Source organism: Caulobacter sp. (assembly GCF_035254145.1).
Lineage (GTDB): Bacteria > Pseudomonadota > Alphaproteobacteria > Caulobacterales > Caulobacteraceae > Caulobacter.
This window is the reverse complement of sequence record NZ_DATFAV010000161.1, coordinates 1-14,691: the sequence shown is the minus strand read 5'-3', so window position 1 is coordinate 14,691 and position 14,691 is coordinate 1. Positions and strand designations below refer to the sequence as shown.

The following is a 14,691-nucleotide window of genomic DNA, read 5'->3' as shown; positions in this document are numbered from 1 at the left end:
GATCCGCCTCAAGCACCGCTATCTCGACCTGCGTCGCGAGACGCTGCACAAGAACATCGTCCTGCGCTCGCGCGTGATCCAGTCGATCCGCAACCGCATGTTCGCCCAGGGCTTCAACGAGTTCCAGACGCCGATCCTGACCGCGTCTTCGCCGGAAGGCGCGCGCGACTTCCTGGTGCCGTCGCGTCTGCACCCCGAGAAGTTCTACGCGCTGCCGCAGGCGCCCCAGCAGTTCAAGCAGCTGCTGATGGTCTCGGGCTTCGACCGCTACTTCCAGATCGCCCCGTGCTTCCGCGACGAGGATCTGCGCGCCGACCGGTCGCTGGAATTCTACCAGCTCGACGTCGAGATGAGCTTCGTCACCCAGGAAGACGTGTTCGCGGCCATCGAGCCGGTGATGCATGGCGTCTTCGAGGAGTTCTCGAACGGCAAGCCGGTCTCGCCGATAGACGGGACCCACACCTTCACCAACGACATGGGTGAATCGTTCGAGCACAAGGGCTTCGAGCGCCTGACCTACATGCAGTCGATGGCCTGGTACGGCAGCGACAAGCCGGACCTGCGCAACCCGATCAAGATGGCGAACGTCTCGGAGCACTTCCGTGACGGCGGTTTTGGCCTCTTCGCCAAGATCCTGGGCGCGGACGCCAAGAACCAGGTGTGGGCCATCCCCGCGCCGACCGGTGGCAGCCGCGCCTTCTGCGATCGCATGAACAGCTGGGCGCAGGGCGAAGGCCAGCCGGGCCTGGGCTATGTCTTCTGGTCGGAAGACCAGGGCGGCTGGGGCGGTCCGATCGCCAAGAACCTGGGCGAGCCGACCCAGGCCCTGATGGAATCGCTGGGCCTCGGCGCCGGCGACGCCGCCTTCTTCGTGGCCGGCGATCCTGCCGTGTTCGCCAAGTTCGCGGGCCTGGCCCGCACGCGCGTCGGCACGGAGCTGAAGCTGGTCGACGAGAACCAGTTCAAGTTCTGCTGGATCGTCGACTTCCCGATGTTCGAGTGGAACGAGGACGAGAAGAAGGTCGACTTCAGCCACAACCCGTTCTCGATGCCGCAAGGCGGTCTGGAGGCCCTGGAGACCCAGGACCCGCTGACCATCCGCGCCTACCAATACGACATCGTCTGCAACGGCTACGAGCTGTGCTCGGGCGCGATCCGGAACCACAAGCCCGAGATCATGCTCAAGGCCTTCGAGACCGCCGGCTACGGCCCGGAAGTGGTCGAGGAGCAGTTCGGCGGCATGCTGAACGCGTTCCGCTACGGCGCGCCGCCGCACGGCGGTCTGGCGCCCGGCATCGACCGCATCGTCATGTTGCTGGCCGACCAGGTCGCCATCCGCGAAGTCATCGCCTTCCCGCTGAACCAGCAGGGCCAGGACCTTCTGATGAACGCGCCGGCCAATGTGCTCGACAAGCAGCTGAAGGAGCTGCACATCCGCACCGCGCCGCCGATCAAGGTCTAGAACCTCTCGACATCGCCTCTAAAGAAAAGCCCTCCGGTCTGCCGATCGGAGGGCTTTTTCTTAGGTCGCTGAGCGCCGACCCATTCGCCGCGCGATCACCACTTCGGCGGCTTGGGAGCCTTGGGTGCGGGCGGGGCCGGAGGCGCGGGTGGCGCGGGCGGAGCCCTGGGCACTTCGCGCAGCAGCATGAAATGGGTGCCCCGCAGGCCGTTGCAGCCGCGGACGCTGAGGCCGGAGGGCAGGCGCGTGCTGCTGTCGCCACAGGCCTCGTCCAGTTGGTCCTGGTCCAGGCCTCGGGCGCCCGACAGGTCCGCGCCGCTCAGGACGACCAGGGACAGATCGGCGTTGCGGAAGTCCGCGCCGTTGAAGATGCCGCCGCGCAGGTTCGACCCGGTCATGTCGGCGTTGCGGAAGCTGGCGCCGTCGAAACGGCCGCCCTGGAAGTTGGCGTGATTGATGTCGGCGTTCGAGAAGTCGGCGTCTCGCGCGTTGGCGCCGGAGAGATCGGCCGCGATCAACTCGACATTGGACAGGCGGGCCTTCTGCAGATTGGCGCCGATCATCCTGACGCCGTGCAGTTCGGCCGACGAAAGGTCGACCCGGACCAGGACGGCCTGGCTGAAGTTGGCGCCGCTGCTTTCGACGCCGGACATCCGCGCGTCGGTGAAGTTGGCGTTGGTGAAGTTGGCGCCTCGCATCTCCGCGCCGCGCAGGTCGCTGCGGCTGAGGTCGGCCCAGAGGAAGTTGCTGCCGTAGAACATGGCCCCGCGCAGGTCGGCGCCGATCAGGATGGCCTTGGTGAAGTTCGCGCCGGCGAACTTGGCGTTCATCAGCTTGCGACCCGCCAGGTCGCAATTGGCGCAGGTGCCGCCGAACGAGGTGAGCTTGGCGACATCGCGATCATCGGGCGCGGCGTGAGCCTGGCCGGTCATGACCAGCAGGCTCAGCGACAAGGCGGCGATGGGAGCGCCTAAGCGGAACATCGACTTCTCCGTTCAGTCCATACGCGACTGCATGAGTTACGGTTTGGACCGCGAGACCGCCGGAAGCCACTTAAATTGCGGTAATGACGGGGATTTAAGGCAGCGAGAGATGGAGCGCGGGCGCGAAATCAACGTGGAGTCGGCGCCCTGACGGGCGTCAGGAGGACGCCATCGGGCCGGGGCGATCCGACTGCGCGCCGCAGGTGTCGCAGACCGTGATCGCGCCCCGTCGAACCAGGGACAGGTCGCCGCAGGCCGGGCACATCTCGCCTTCGACGCCGGGACGTTCGGCGCCTTCGACGCGGCGACGGCCAAATGAGGCGAACACCAGGTTGTCGGGCGTGGCGCCGCGCGAGAAGCCCTTCGAGATGAAGCGGCTGGCCGGAACCGGGTCGAGTTCGCCGTCGTCGATCTGGTCGTCGAACAAGGGCTTGCCCGAGCCAAGACCGTCGGCGTTGAACTCACCTGGATCGCCATTGGCGAGGTCGTCCCGACCCAGGTAGGACACGCCAAGTTCCCGGAAGACGTAGTCTAGGATCGAGGTCGCCGACTTGATCGAGTCGTTGCCGGTGACCGGGCCCGCCGGCTCGAACTTGGTGTAGACGAAAGCGTCCACGAACTCGTCCAGCGGCACGCCGTGCTGCAGGCCCAGCGACACGGCGATGGCGAAGTTGTTCATCAGGCTGCGGAACGCCGCGCCTTCCTTGTGCATGTCGATGAACAGCTCGCCCAGCTCGCCGTCCTCGTACTCGCCGGTGTGCAGATAGACCTTATGCCCGCCCACGGCCGCCTTCTGGATATAGCCCTTGCGGCGATCGGGGAGGCGGCGGCGCGAGCGGTCGCGCTCGACGATCTTCTCGACCACCCGCTCGGTGACCACGGCCTCGCGGACGGGCGCGGCGCGCGGCGGCTCGGCGGCGGGCTCTTCGGGGAGGTCCAGCTTGAACTCGGCTGGCGCCGCGGCGCGTTGCAGGCGAAGCGCTCGCACGCCAGCCCGCGCGGCGGCGGCCTGGGTTCGGACGGCGTCGGCCGGCCGGGCGTCGAACGCGATCGGCAGAACCACGGCGGTCGGCAGGCAGGCGAAGCCTTCGACCGCGGCCAGCATGGCCAGGCGATCGGCGAAGGCTGGGGCCTCGACGGATTGGAAGGCTTCGCGCAGTTCGGGATTGAGCGCTTCGCAGTCGCCTAGGCGGCCGGCCCCCAGGGCGTGACGCTCGGCGGCCTCGATCTCGGCGACGGAAAAGTCGGCGAAGGCCAGGGTATCGAAATCCCGGCGCGCCACATCCTCGGCCGAGGCGCCGAGCACGTCGCGCAGGAAGCCCGCGCCGACCACGGCGGGCGCGAACGCCGCGCGCAGGCCCTGGCTTTCACGCAGGGCGTTCTCGGCCTTCTCGATCTCGTGGGCGGTGAAGCCCCGCGCTTGCAGCACCAGATGGTCGATCGCCGGGCTCTCGGTCAGGGAGCCGTGGCCCAGGGCGTGACGCCGGGCGGCGTCCATGTCGACGCCCTCGGTAGACAAGGCCTCGAAGGCGGCGGCGCTGAAGGTCGGCAGCAGCAGGCCGTCGGCGGTCTGGGCGACCGAGACCGGCGACATGGCTCCGGCGGCTCCGACCGGCGCTCCGCCCAGACGAAGGGTCGCCTCGGCGTCCTCGAAGGGGCCGACCAGGGCCGCCGAGCGCAGGCCATGCTTGCGGGCCAGGCCCTGGGCCATCGCCAAGGCGGCGGCGGCTTCGGTGGCGAGATCGGAGCGCAAGGCGGCCGCGCGCACGCGGCGCTCGGCCAGGGTCTTCAGGACGCCTTGGCGGTCCTGAGCATAGGCCGGATCCTGGCCCAGGGCGGAGGCGGCTTCAGCGCTGGCCGACAGCGCCGCGCCGGCGGCCAGGGCCCACAGCGCCGCGGCGCCGTCACGCCCTTCGACGCTCGTCTGGGAAAGTCCTTGGCTGAGCAGGCAGTCGCCGACGCCGGCCAACGAGAGCCGGGCTGGAACCTCGCCGCGATCCAGCTCCAGGGCCGTACCCCACAGGTGGCAGACATAGGTGAACCGCTCGACGTCGAAACCGTCCTCGTCGAGGAAGGCGCTGGCGTCGATCGCGGCGCTGACGCCGACGCCGCGCGACAGGATCTCGGCGTCCTGCGGCGACAAGGCCAGGGTGAGGGCGCTGGTCTCCCAGCCGACATAGGCGGCGAGGGCGGCGGCTTCGTCGCCGGCCGCCACGCCCTGGCGCGAGGCCGCCGCGACCATGTCCGCCTCGCGCGGGGGCGCAAGATCGGTCAGCGACCGGCGCGGCGCGTCCGCGGTGGCGATGGCGTCAAGAATGGTGCGGTCGTCCGCCCCGAGGTCGCGAGCCTTGCGCGCGGCGCGGGCCAGGGCGGGGTTCTTGCGCGGATCGGAGCAGGCGCGGGCGTCTCCCTGGCAGCGCCGAACCGCGTCGGTGACCTGGGCCAGCGCGACGTCCAGCCGCGCGGCGGCCTGGGCGGCCAACACGCCGGCGCGGCGGCGGTTGAGACTGCCCCTCACCAGGTTCTGGAATTCGATTTCGCCGATGTCGGGCAGAAGCTCCAGGCCCGCCTGGCCGCCCGCCGGCGTGGCGACGCCCGACAGCATCGTGGCCAGCAGAGCGTCGCGGAACGCGGCCGCGTCGGCCTTGTCGCCGAACAGGCCGCGAGAGAGACCGATCTGCGCGACGCGCTCGGCGTATCGGGCCGGGCCGCCGCCAAGCGGCGCCTTGGGTTCGATCGTTCCCGCCCAGTCCAGCCACGCCTCGACGCGGGCGTCCGTCCAGGCCGACGGCGCGGCGACGACGACGATGCTGTCCGCACGCTCAAGATCGCGCCATTCCATCGCGGGAACCGTTCCGGCGGCTTTGGCGGGCGTGCGCATTGGGCGTTCCCCTGGGGCGGTCCTGGGAGGCGTTCCTGACCGGTCCGCCGATTGATAAGCTTACCAAATCCCTAACGCGTGATTCCATGTGGTCGGGATGCGCGTAAGGTCGCACCCAAACTAGAGCCTCATTCACCATGCCTCAATAGATGTTGCGGGTGAGTAGGTCCTAATCCACAAGATGTTGAAGTCGCGAGCGGCGGGGCGCGGCTGGACGCTAAGGGCGCGGAGCCCTATAGTCGCGCCGCTTCGCCGCGCCGGTCGCGGCCCCTTCTTGAGCCCTCATAATTTCGGGTGCGAACCTAGTGCTGAAAGCGATCTTCACGTGGTGGAACGGCGCGACCCTGGGTCAGCGCTTCCATATTGGCCGCCGCGGCGTGTTTGTGGGCCGGGACGATTACGGCAACCGCTATTTCGAAGCGCGCGACAACAGCGACAGCTACGACCAGCGCAAGCGTCGCTGGGTGATCTATGACGGTTACGCCGAGGCGTCCAAGGTTCCGCCCGAATGGAGCGGCTGGCTGCACTACACCCTGGACGAGCCGCCGACCCAAGCGCCGCTGCCGCGCCGCGATTGGGAAAAGGACCATATTCCGAACCTGACCGGCACCGTGCACGCCTGGCGTCCGAAGGGTTCGATCGCCCGTGGCGGCGAGCGCGCCGCGGCCACCAGCGACTACCAATCCTGGTCGCCGGAATAGGCATGACGTCCCGCCGAGGGGCTCGGATCGCGGCCGCCGCCGTGCTGGCCGTTCTGGCCGGCGCCGGGGCGGCGTTCGCGCGCCAGAACGCTCCGCAGGCTCAGACGCCGCCGGCCGCGCCACAGGCGCCCACGGCCCCGACGCCTCGTCCGGCCCCGACGGCGCCCGAACTGCGACCCGCGCAGACCGTCCAGGCTCCGCCGGCCGCGGCCTCCGGTCCGGTGGCGACGCCTCAGCCGGCCGCAGCGACGCCCGCGAAGGCCGAACCCGCCGCCGCGCCAGTCAAGCCGCCCGAACCGGCCAAGCGTCAGCGCTACACCGTCGCCATTCTCCAGGCGCTGGACAAGGTGACGACCGAGACCATGCGGTTCGAGGTCCCCGTCGGCCAGCCCATCCGTTACAAGACCCTGATCTTCACGGTGCGCGCCTGCGAGACGGCGGCCGCCGACGAGATCGCGCCGGAGACGGCGGCCTATGTGATTGTCGACACCCAGCCCAAGGCCCAGGCCGGTCGCGCCGCCCCGCCGGGACGTCAGATCTACAAGGGTTGGATGTACGCCAGTTCGCCGGGCCTGCATCCGCTGCAGCACCCGGTCTATGACGCCTGGCTGATCGCCTGCAAGCAGTCGGCCCCGGTGGCGCCCGCCGCCAAGCCATAGAAGTCGCCCTGGACCGTCAGGGCCTTGGCCAGACGCCGACGATAGTCCGCGCGGCTGATCTCCGTCGTGCCGAACTGCGTCAGGTGCTCGGTCAGAAACTGGGTGTCCAGGAGCTGGTAGCCGCCAGCCAGCAGTCGCGCGACCAGGTGGACCAGCGCCACCTTGCTGGCGTCCCGCGCCGTCGAGAACATGCTCTCGCCGAAGAACGCGCCGCCTAGGGCCACGCCATAGAGACCGCCGACCAACTGGTCGTCCAGCCAGGTCTCGACGCTATGCGCCAGGCCACGCCCATAGAGCTGGCCGTAGAGCCGCTGGATCGGGTGATTGATCCAGGTGTCCAGACGCCCCGGCCTCGAGGCCGCGCAGCCTTCGATCACCGCATCGAAGGCGGTGTCGATCCGCACCTCGTAAGGGCCGTTGCGGACCGTGCGCGCCAGACGCTTGGGAATATGAAACTCCCCGAGCGGCAGGACGCCCCGCCGCTCGGGATCGATCAGGAACAGGCTTTCGTCCTCGCGGGCGTCCGCCATCGGGAAGACGCCGCGCGCGTAGCAGGCGATCAGGTCGTCGACCGAGAAGGCGTCTTCCATCGCCGTCCCCTAGAGCCCGTCCGAAGGACAGGCTCTAACTCCAGAAGTTTGAGCGTGGCTGGCGCCGAAACCGCACGCACTTTCGGCCGCCACGCTCAAGATCAGCTCTCTTGGGCTTTGATCCAGCGCTCCAGCCAGTGAATGTCGTAGTCGCCGGCCAGGATGTCGGGCTGCACCAGCAGGTCCTGGAACAGCGGGATCGTGGTTTCGACGCCGCCGACGACCATTTCACCCAGGCAGCGCTTCAGCCGGGCGATGCACTCGGCGCGGTCGCGGCCGTGCACGATCAGCTTGCCGATCAGGCTGTCGTAGTACGGCGGGATCGCGTAGCCCGTGTAGATCGCCGAATCCAGGCGAACGCCCAGGCCGCCCGGGGCATGAAAGTCGGTGATCACGCCCGGCGACGGCGTGAAGGTTCGCGCGTTCTCGGCGTTGATCCGGCACTCGATGGCGTGGCCCTCGAAGACGACGTCTTCCTGGGTGAACGACAGCGGCAGGCCGGCGGCGATGCGGATCTGCTCACGCACCAGGTCGATGCCGGTGATGGCTTCGGTGACCGGGTGCTCGACTTGCAGGCGGGTGTTCATCTCGATGAAGAAGAACTCGTCGTTCTCCCACAGGAACTCGATGGTCCCGACGCCCAGGTAGCCGATGGCCTTGACCGCATCGACGACGACCTTGCCGATCTTGGCGCGACCTTCGGCCGACAGGGCCGGCGAGGGGGCTTCTTCCAGCACCTTCTGGTGGCGGCGCTGCAGCGAGCAGTCGCGTTCGCCCAGGTGCACCACGTTGCCGTGGCTGTCGGCGATGACCTGCAGCTCGATGTGGCGCGGCTTCTGGAGGTAGCGCTCCATATAGACCGTGTCGTCGCCGAACGCGGCGCGGGCCTCGGCGCGGGCCGTCGAGACGGCTTCGGCCAGGTCTTCACGCGTCTGGGCGACCTTCATCCCCCGTCCGCCGCCGCCGGCGGCGGCCTTGATCAGCACCGGGAAGCCGATCTTCTCGGCGGCCTCGAAGGCCTCTTCCTCGGTCGAGACGCCACCGTCCGAGCCGGGAACGACCGGAATGCCGGCGTCCTTCACGGCCTGCTTGGCGGTGATCTTGTCGCCCATCATCCGGATGTGCTCGGGCTTCGGGCCGATGAAGGTGAAGCCGTGCGCGCCAACGATCTCGGCGAAGCGGGCGTTCTCCGACAGGAAGCCGTAGCCCGGGTGGATCGCCTGGGCGCCGGTGATCTCGGCGGCCGCGATGATCGACGGGATGTTCAGGTAGCTCTTGGCGGCCGGAGCCGGACCGATGCACACGCTCTCGTCGGCTAGGCGCACCCACATGGAGTTGCGGTCGGCCTCGGAATGGACCGCCACCGTGGCGATGCCCATTTCCTTGCAGGCGCGGTGAACCCGGAGCGCGATCTCGCCCCGGTTCGCGATGAGGATTTTGTCGAACATGAGCGTTACTCGATGACGACGAGCGGCTCGCCGAACTCGACGGGCTGGGCGTCGGCGACCAGGATCTCGACGACCTTGCCGGCCTTGGGGGCCTGGATCGGGTTCATGGTCTTCATGGCTTCGACGATCAGCAGGGTCTGGCCGGCCGAAACCGTGTCGCCGACCTTGATGAAGGCGTCGGCGCCCGGCTGCGGCGACAGGTAGGCGGTGCCGACCATCGGCGACTTCACGGCGTCGCCACGGATGGCGGCCGGGGCCGGAGCGGCTTCAGCCGCGGGCGCGGCGGCGGCCGGAGCCGGAGCGGCGGCGGGCGCCGGGGCATAGGCCGGAGCGGCGGCCTGAACGTAGTTGACCGGAGCCGCGGTCAGTTCGCGGGCCACGCGGATCTTCAGGCCGGCGTGCTCGACTTCGATCTCCGAGAGGCCCGTGTCCTTCAGGATGTCCGCCAGCTTGCGGACCAGACGGGCGTCGATGGCCGGAGCTTCGACCGGATCGGCGGGGGCCTTGGGGTTCGACATGGAAGCTTACCTTGTTCTTCTGAAGCGCCGCGGCGGCGGAAAACGCCGGGGCGATATCGTTGCTAAACGCCGATCAGGCCGAAAGCGGCCTCGATCGCCAGTTCGTAGCTCGCCGCGCCAAACCCGGAGACGATCCCCGTGGCCGCCAGCGAAACGTAGGTGTGGCGGCGGAATTCCTCCCGCGCCGCCGGGTTGGACAGGTGGCACTCGATCACCGGGATGCTCAAGGTCTTGAGCGCATCCAGAAGCGCGATCGAGGTGTGGCCGTAACCGGCCGGATTGATGACCAGCGCCGAGGCCGACTCACGCGCCTCTTGCACCCAATCGATCAGGACGCCCTCATGGTTGGACTGGCGGAAGACCACCGAAACGCCACGTGAAGCCGCCCGCGCCTCGCAGCGCGTACGGACATCATCGAGGGTGTCCTTGCCGTAAATCTCAGGCTCGCGGGTCCCCAACAGGTTGAGGTTGGGCCCACTCAGCACGTGGATCGGTTTTACCATGCGGCTCCGCCGTCGATTCCGGGAGGTCTTGTATAGCCGGTTCCGCCGGGTCACAAGCACGGCTCGCGTCGGAGGTGAGATGAGGCTTTTGTTGAACGGCGAAGAACGGGACGTGGCCGGGGTGGTCACGATCGCCGATCTGGTGGCGGCGCTGGGCCTGGACGCCCGCAAGGTGGCGGTCGAGCGCAATCTCGAGATCGCCCCGCGGTCGACCTATGCCGACACCGCTCTGGCCGACGGCGACCGCATCGAGATTGTCACTTTTATCGGCGGCGGCTGATCCTGCGTATTTGAAACGCCGGCTGACGGGGCGTAAACCAGCCGCATGAACGCGCATGTTTCCCCCGACACCGTCTCGACGCCGGATACAGAAGAAACCTGGACCGTCGCCGGCCGCACCTTCCGCTCGCGTCTGATCGTCGGCACGGGCAAGTACAAGGACTACGCGACCAACGCCGCCGCCGCCCGCGCGGCCGGGGCCGAGATCGTCACCGTGGCCGTGCGCCGGGTGAACCTGACCGATCCGAGCCAGCCGCTGCTGGTCGACTACGTCAAGCCGACCGAGTTCACCTATCTGCCGAATACGGCGGGCTGCTTCACCGGCGAGGACGCCGTGCGAACCCTGCGCCTGGCCCGCGAGGCCGGCGGCTGGGACCTGGTCAAGCTGGAGGTCCTCAGCGACCCCAAGACCCTGTTCCCGGACATGGAAGAGACCCTGCGCTCGCTGAAGCTGCTGGTCGCCGACGGTTTCCAGGTGATGGTCTACTGCTCGGACGATCCGGTCTACGCCAAGAAGCTGGAAGAGGCCGGCGCGGTGGCGATCATGCCGCTGGGCGCGCCGATCGGCTCCGGCCTGGGCATCCAGAACCGCGTCAACCTGCGGATCATCGTCGAGAACGCCAAGGTGCCGGTCCTGGTCGACGCCGGCGTTGGCACGGCCTCGGACGCGGCGATCGGCATGGAGCTGGGCTGCGACGCCATCCTGATGAACACCGCCATCGCCGAGGCCAAGGATCCGATCCGCATGGCCAAGGCGATGAAGCACGCCGTCATCGCGGGGCGCGAGGCGTACCTGGCGGGCCGAATGCAGAAGCGGCTATACGCCGATCCCAGCTCGCCGTTGGCGGGGTTGATCTAGGTCTAACTCCGCTCATCCCCGCGAAAGCGGGGATGAGCGGTGAGGGGATTTACCCCGCCTTGGCCTTGCCGGCCCGCGTCTGGTCGATCGCCAGTTTCAGGGCGTTGATGTCGGCGCCCGGAATCAAGGTGTCGCCGACGATGAAGGCCGGAGTGCCCTGCAGCGCCAGGGTCTTGGCGAGGGCTTCGGTGTCGGCCAGGTGCTGGGTCACGGCCTGGCTCTCGCCAGCGGCCTTGGCCTTGGCCATATCGAAGCCCAGGCCCTGGGCGACCCGCAGGGCGGTCGCTGCGTCCAGGCTCTTCTCGGCCATCAGGGCCTTGTAGAGCTCCAGGCTCTTGCCCTGGTCCTTGGCGCCCAGAGCGATGCGGGCGGCGGCCTCGCTGTCGTGGCCGAAGATCACGAAGTCCTTCAGCACCAGGCGGATGTCGGGGTTCTTCTGCACGAGATCGACGATCTCGGGCGCGGCGTGCTTGCAGTAGCCGCAGCGGTAGTCGAAGAACTCCGTGACCGTGATCGTCCCGGCCGGGTTGATGACGATGTCGCGCGGGTCGCGCTCGATGGCCTGGCGGTACTGGCCGATGGCCTTCTGGGCCGAGGCGGCCTGCTGGGTGGCCTGCTTTTCCTGCAGCTTCTGGCTGGCCTCCATCAGCACCTCGGGATGCTCCAGCAGATAGGCGCGGACCTTCTCGCCGAACGCCTTGTCGGGCTTGGCCTGGTCGCAGCCGGAAAGAGCGAGGCCGGCGACGGCCAGGGGCAGGGCGAAGGTCGCGGCGCGACGAAGCAGGGTCATCAAGATCTCAAGGGTAAGGGGAAGCCGCTAGCGGCCGAGGTTAGATTGGACCGCTCCGTCCTTGGCCAGGTCCTTGAGGTCCTGGTTGGACGGGCGGGAAGCCAGGACGATGTCGGTGGCGCGACGCCAGTCCGGGGTGTTCTTGGGCAGCAGCTCGCGAGCCCGCATGGCGAACACCCGGGCCTCGCGCACCGCGCCTAGCGAGAAATACTGCTCGGCGGTCGCCAGGCGGGCTTCGCCGTCCTTCTTCTGCTTGTCGTAGGCCTGGGCCAGCAGCCGCCAGGTCACGGCGTTGTCGGGATCGTTCAACAGGCTGCGCTTCAGCTCCTGGACGCCTTCCTCGACCTTCTTGGGATCGTCCAGGCTGATCAGGGTCTGGCCGAGGTTGATACGCAGCAAGGCCGCGTCCGGCTTCAGCGCCACGGACTTGCGCTGGGGCTCTTCGGCCTGTGCGATGCGGTTGAATTCGAACAGGATCTGCCCCTTCAGCTCCCAGAGATAGGGATTGTCGGGGTGGTCGGCGATCAGCCCTTCCAGCAGCTTCAGCGCGCGGTCGGGATCCTTCATCTGGTAGTAGGCGATCGACCGGGCGTAGCGGGCCGGAAAGCCCGTGTCGGTCTCCTTGTACTTCATCAAGGCGACCTGCGGATTGATGAAGCCCTCCAGCTTGGCCTTCATCACCTCGTGCTGGGCCAGATCCTCGGGCGTGTCGACGGCGCTGTAGTGCGGCTGGCGTTCGACGCGGCTGCGCAGGACCTCGATCCGCTCTGACGACAGGGGGTGGCTGCGAAAATAGGCATAGCGGCGCGACTGGTCGAAGACTTCCTGGTAGCGGAAGTTGTCGAAGAACTCGACGAGGCCGCGGCCCGATTGGCCGGTGGCTTCCAGGAAGCCGGCGCCGGCCTGGTCGGCGCGCGATTCCTGCTCGCGGCTGTAGCCCAGGGCCCCCAGCGCGCCGGCGTATTGCGAGTTGGCGATCAGGGCCGCGCCGCCGTCCGGGGAGCCGGCGAGGGCGGCGAGGATCCCCAGGCCCATGGTCAGGATCATGGGCTTGAGGCCGGCCCTCATCATCTCGTCGGAGCGGATCGGGTGGCCGCCGGCCAGGTGTCCGGTTTCGTGGGCGATGACGCCGCGCAGCTGGTTGGGGTTCTCGGTCTGCAGGATCAGCCCGGTGTTCAGGCCCATCTGCAGGCCCTGGGTCGCGAAGGCGTTCAGGCTCTTGTCGCCGACGATCAGGATTCTGACGTTCCTGGGATCCAGACCCGCCGCCGCGAAGATCGGGTCGGCGTCGTGGTGCAGAATCTCTTCGATCTCGGTGTCGCGGATCAGCGAGACGCCGTCGTCCTGGGCCAGGGCGATCTGAGGGACCGAAACACCGGACGCGAGAATCGACAGCGCGGACAACGCCACGCCCAGTCTCCTCCCGGCACGCCCGTTAGGCGAGGTCATCGCATGATCTCCAGATCGCGCCCCCGCGAACTCCGACCAGTCTAACTTGGATCGCGAAGGCGAGGGAACAAGGGTCTCAGTTCCGCTTCGCGACGATTTCGGCCCGCGCGTCAACGAGGACGCGCGGGCCGTGATCCGTTCAACCTACCGGCGCCACCAGCCCTTGCGGGGCTTTTCGGGCGGGGTGGTGATCTCGTTCGGGTCCGGCTCGGTCGGGACGGCCGGAGCGGCCTCGACGACGGGCTCGGGCGCCGGGGCCGGTTCGGACGCGACGACCGGCTCGGCTTCCGGCTCCGGCGGCGCGACGGCCACCGTTTCGGTAACGACCTCGGCCACGGCCTCGCCGGCTTCAGCCGCCTCGACGGCTTCCGGAGCGGCCTTCTTGCTGCGCGAGCGGGTGCGCTTGGGCTTCTTGGGCGCCTCTTCGGCCTCGGGAAGCTCGACCCAGACGTCGGCCGGCGGCGCGGCGATCACCGGCGGGGCCAGGATCGGGGCCTCGAATGGCTCGGCCGGCTCGGCGCTGACCGTCTCCGCCGGAGCGGATTCGGCCACGGCCGTCACGGGCGCTTCGGCGCGGTCGCCGCCACGACGACGATCGCGACCGCGACGGCCGCGTTCGCGAGCGGGACGCTCCTCACGCTCGGCGCGTTCCGGACGTTCCGCTGGCTCGACGGCTTCGACGCGGGCTTCCGGAGCCGGGCGACGGGCCTCGCCGCCACCGACCAGGGCGGCCGGGTCGTGCCAGGTGAACACGTTCTCGCCGAACGGGACGCGCGGGCGGATCCAGACGAAGGCGTCGGCCGGACGGTCGCCGTCCTCGCGGCCGCCCCGACGGCCACCGCGACGACCGCGACGGCGACGGCGACGGCGGGCGTCCTCGTCCTCATCGCCGAACTCGGCGCGATCATCGGCGTCGGTGTCGGCGTCCTCATCGTCGCTCTCGGCCTCGGCCTCGGCGTCGGCCTCCGGCTCGCGCTCGTCGCGACGGCCGCGGCGGCGGTCACGGCGACGGCGGCCCTTGCGGTCGCCACGGTCGTCTTCGCGGGCCTGCTTGCGGGCCGAGGCGTCGTCGTCGTCGGTGTCTTCGCGCTCGATTTCGTCTTCGTCCTCGAGGATGTCTTCGTCGTCCTCGGCTTCGTCATCGAAGGCGGCGTCGTCGAAGCCGTCGTCGTCGTCGACATAGGGCGTCGGAGCCACGGCGATGCGTTCGCCCAGCTCGGTGCGCTCGATTTCCTGGTCGCCGGCGTGCAGGCTGTCGTCGACCACCACGGTCACGAACAGGCCGTGCGTGGTCAGCATGCGCTGCAGATAGGCGCGCTTTTCGTTGAGGATGTAGAGGCCGACCGCGCGCGAAACCTTCAGGGTCAGCGCGCCGCTGCCCTTGAGGGCTTCGGTCTCGACCGCGCGCAGGGCGGCCAGGGCGCTGGATTCGACCGAGCGGACGCGACCGGTGCCTTCGCAGTGCTCGCAGATGTGGGTGGTGCCTTCCAGCACGCCGGTGCGGCGGCGCTGGCGGCTGATCTCCATCAGGCCAAAGCCCGAGATCTTGCCCATCTGGATGCGGGCGCG

General features: G+C 68.7%; 13 protein-coding genes and 1 pseudogene. 5 read left to right on the top strand and 9 right to left on the bottom strand.

The features are described 5' to 3' along the window. The coding region (gene aspS, locus VJ655_RS09510) for an aspartate--tRNA ligase (protein ID WP_324110825.1) at positions 1–1,462 on the top strand (1,462 nt) is incomplete at its 5' end. Between the two features lie 95 nt (positions 1,463–1,557). On the opposite strand, the gene VJ655_RS09505 is transcribed toward aspS, so the two are convergent. After that, positions 1,558–2,445: a pentapeptide repeat-containing protein gene (locus VJ655_RS09505; RefSeq protein WP_324110824.1), complete on the bottom strand. Its 888-nt coding sequence runs from the start codon at positions 2,443–2,445 to the stop codon at positions 1,558–1,560. Positions 2,446–2,602: 157 nt separating this feature from the next. Further along, positions 2,603–5,326, bottom strand: a complete 2,724-nt coding sequence (locus VJ655_RS09500) for a ribonucleotide reductase (RefSeq protein WP_324110823.1) — start codon at positions 5,324–5,326, stop codon at positions 2,603–2,605. Positions 5,327–5,631: 305 nt separating this feature from the next. Between VJ655_RS09500 and VJ655_RS09495 the strand changes: the two genes are divergently transcribed. Both VJ655_RS09495 and VJ655_RS09490 read left to right on the top strand, forming a co-directional pair. Beyond that, positions 5,632–6,027, top strand: coding sequence for an NADH:ubiquinone oxidoreductase subunit NDUFA12 (locus VJ655_RS09495; RefSeq protein WP_324110822.1), 396 nt, complete (start codon positions 5,632–5,634; stop codon positions 6,025–6,027). 2 nt (positions 6,028–6,029) lie between these two features. Further along, positions 6,030–6,686 (top strand): DUF2155 domain-containing protein, encoded by a 657-nt coding sequence (locus tag VJ655_RS09490; RefSeq protein ID WP_324110821.1) that lies wholly within the window; start codon positions 6,030–6,032, stop codon positions 6,684–6,686. On the opposite strand, the gene aat is transcribed toward VJ655_RS09490, so the two are convergent. The 4 genes from aat to aroQ all read right to left on the bottom strand — a co-directional run bounded on the left by aat (position 6,623) and on the right by aroQ (position 9,745). After that, entirely contained in the window at positions 6,623–7,276 is a 654-nt protein-coding gene (aat, locus tag VJ655_RS09485; protein ID WP_324110820.1) for a leucyl/phenylalanyl-tRNA--protein transferase, read from the bottom strand. The genes VJ655_RS09490 and aat overlap by 64 nt on opposite strands. A 101-nt stretch (positions 7,277–7,377) precedes the next feature. Beyond that, positions 7,378–8,724 (bottom strand): acetyl-CoA carboxylase biotin carboxylase subunit, encoded by a 1,347-nt coding sequence (gene accC / locus VJ655_RS09480; RefSeq protein WP_324110819.1) that lies wholly within the window; start codon positions 8,722–8,724, stop codon positions 7,378–7,380. A gap of 5 nt (positions 8,725–8,729) precedes the next feature. After that, a complete protein-coding gene (gene accB / locus VJ655_RS09475; RefSeq protein ID WP_324110818.1) occupies positions 8,730–9,242 on the bottom strand; it encodes an acetyl-CoA carboxylase biotin carboxyl carrier protein in 513 nt (170 codons plus the stop codon). Positions 9,243–9,304: 62 nt separating this feature from the next. Beyond that, positions 9,305–9,745, bottom strand: a complete 441-nt coding sequence (gene aroQ / locus VJ655_RS09470; RefSeq protein ID WP_324110817.1) for a type II 3-dehydroquinate dehydratase — start codon at positions 9,743–9,745, stop codon at positions 9,305–9,307. 79 nt (positions 9,746–9,824) lie between these two features. Between aroQ and thiS the strand changes: the two genes are divergently transcribed. Both thiS and VJ655_RS09460 read left to right on the top strand, forming a co-directional pair. Further along, entirely contained in the window at positions 9,825–10,025 is a 201-nt protein-coding gene (gene thiS / locus VJ655_RS09465) for a sulfur carrier protein ThiS (protein ID WP_324110816.1), read from the top strand. 45 nt (positions 10,026–10,070) lie between these two features. Continuing rightward, positions 10,071–10,883: a thiazole synthase gene (locus tag VJ655_RS09460; protein WP_324110815.1), complete on the top strand. Its 813-nt coding sequence runs from the start codon at positions 10,071–10,073 to the stop codon at positions 10,881–10,883. A 49-nt stretch (positions 10,884–10,932) separates the two neighbouring features. Here VJ655_RS09460 and VJ655_RS09455 read toward each other — a convergent pair whose 3' ends face one another. The 3 genes and pseudogenes from VJ655_RS09455 to VJ655_RS09445 form a co-directional block, all read right to left on the bottom strand. After that, entirely contained in the window at positions 10,933–11,673 is a 741-nt protein-coding gene (locus VJ655_RS09455; protein WP_324110814.1) for a DsbA family protein, read from the bottom strand. Positions 11,674–11,700: 27 nt separating this feature from the next. Continuing rightward, on the bottom strand, positions 11,701–13,122 hold the full coding sequence (locus VJ655_RS09450; RefSeq protein ID WP_324110813.1) for a M48 family metallopeptidase: 1,422 nt from the start codon (positions 13,120–13,122) through the stop codon (positions 11,701–11,703). 144 nt (positions 13,123–13,266) lie between these two features. Then, positions 13,267–14,691, bottom strand: a pseudogene (locus tag VJ655_RS09445) (ribonuclease E/G); the annotation flags it as partial.

Bases quoted from the DNA above. Each gene is read 5' to 3' on its own strand.
- VJ655_RS09450 (WP_324110813.1), bottom strand. From the start codon at position 13,122: ATGACCTCGCCTAACGGGCGTGCCGGGAGGAGACTGGGCGTGGCGTTG.
- VJ655_RS09455 (WP_324110814.1), bottom strand. From the start codon at position 11,673: ATGACCCTGCTTCGTCGCGCCGCGACCTTCGCCCTGCCCCTGGCCGTC.
- accB (WP_324110818.1), bottom strand. From the start codon at position 9,242: ATGTCGAACCCCAAGGCCCCCGCCGATCCGGTCGAAGCTCCGGCCATC.
- thiS (WP_324110816.1), top strand. From the start codon at position 9,825: ATGAGGCTTTTGTTGAACGGCGAAGAACGGGACGTGGCCGGGGTGGTC.
- aat (WP_324110820.1), bottom strand. From the start codon at position 7,276: ATGGAAGACGCCTTCTCGGTCGACGACCTGATCGCCTGCTACGCGCGC.
- VJ655_RS09490 (WP_324110821.1), top strand. From the start codon at position 6,030: ATGACGTCCCGCCGAGGGGCTCGGATCGCGGCCGCCGCCGTGCTGGCC.
- aroQ (WP_324110817.1), bottom strand. From the start codon at position 9,745: ATGGTAAAACCGATCCACGTGCTGAGTGGGCCCAACCTCAACCTGTTG.
- accC (WP_324110819.1), bottom strand. From the start codon at position 8,724: ATGTTCGACAAAATCCTCATCGCGAACCGGGGCGAGATCGCGCTCCGG.
- VJ655_RS09500 (WP_324110823.1), bottom strand. From the start codon at position 5,326: ATGCGCACGCCCGCCAAAGCCGCCGGAACGGTTCCCGCGATGGAATGG.
- VJ655_RS09460 (WP_324110815.1), top strand. From the start codon at position 10,071: ATGAACGCGCATGTTTCCCCCGACACCGTCTCGACGCCGGATACAGAA.
- VJ655_RS09505 (WP_324110824.1), bottom strand. From the start codon at position 2,445: ATGTTCCGCTTAGGCGCTCCCATCGCCGCCTTGTCGCTGAGCCTGCTG.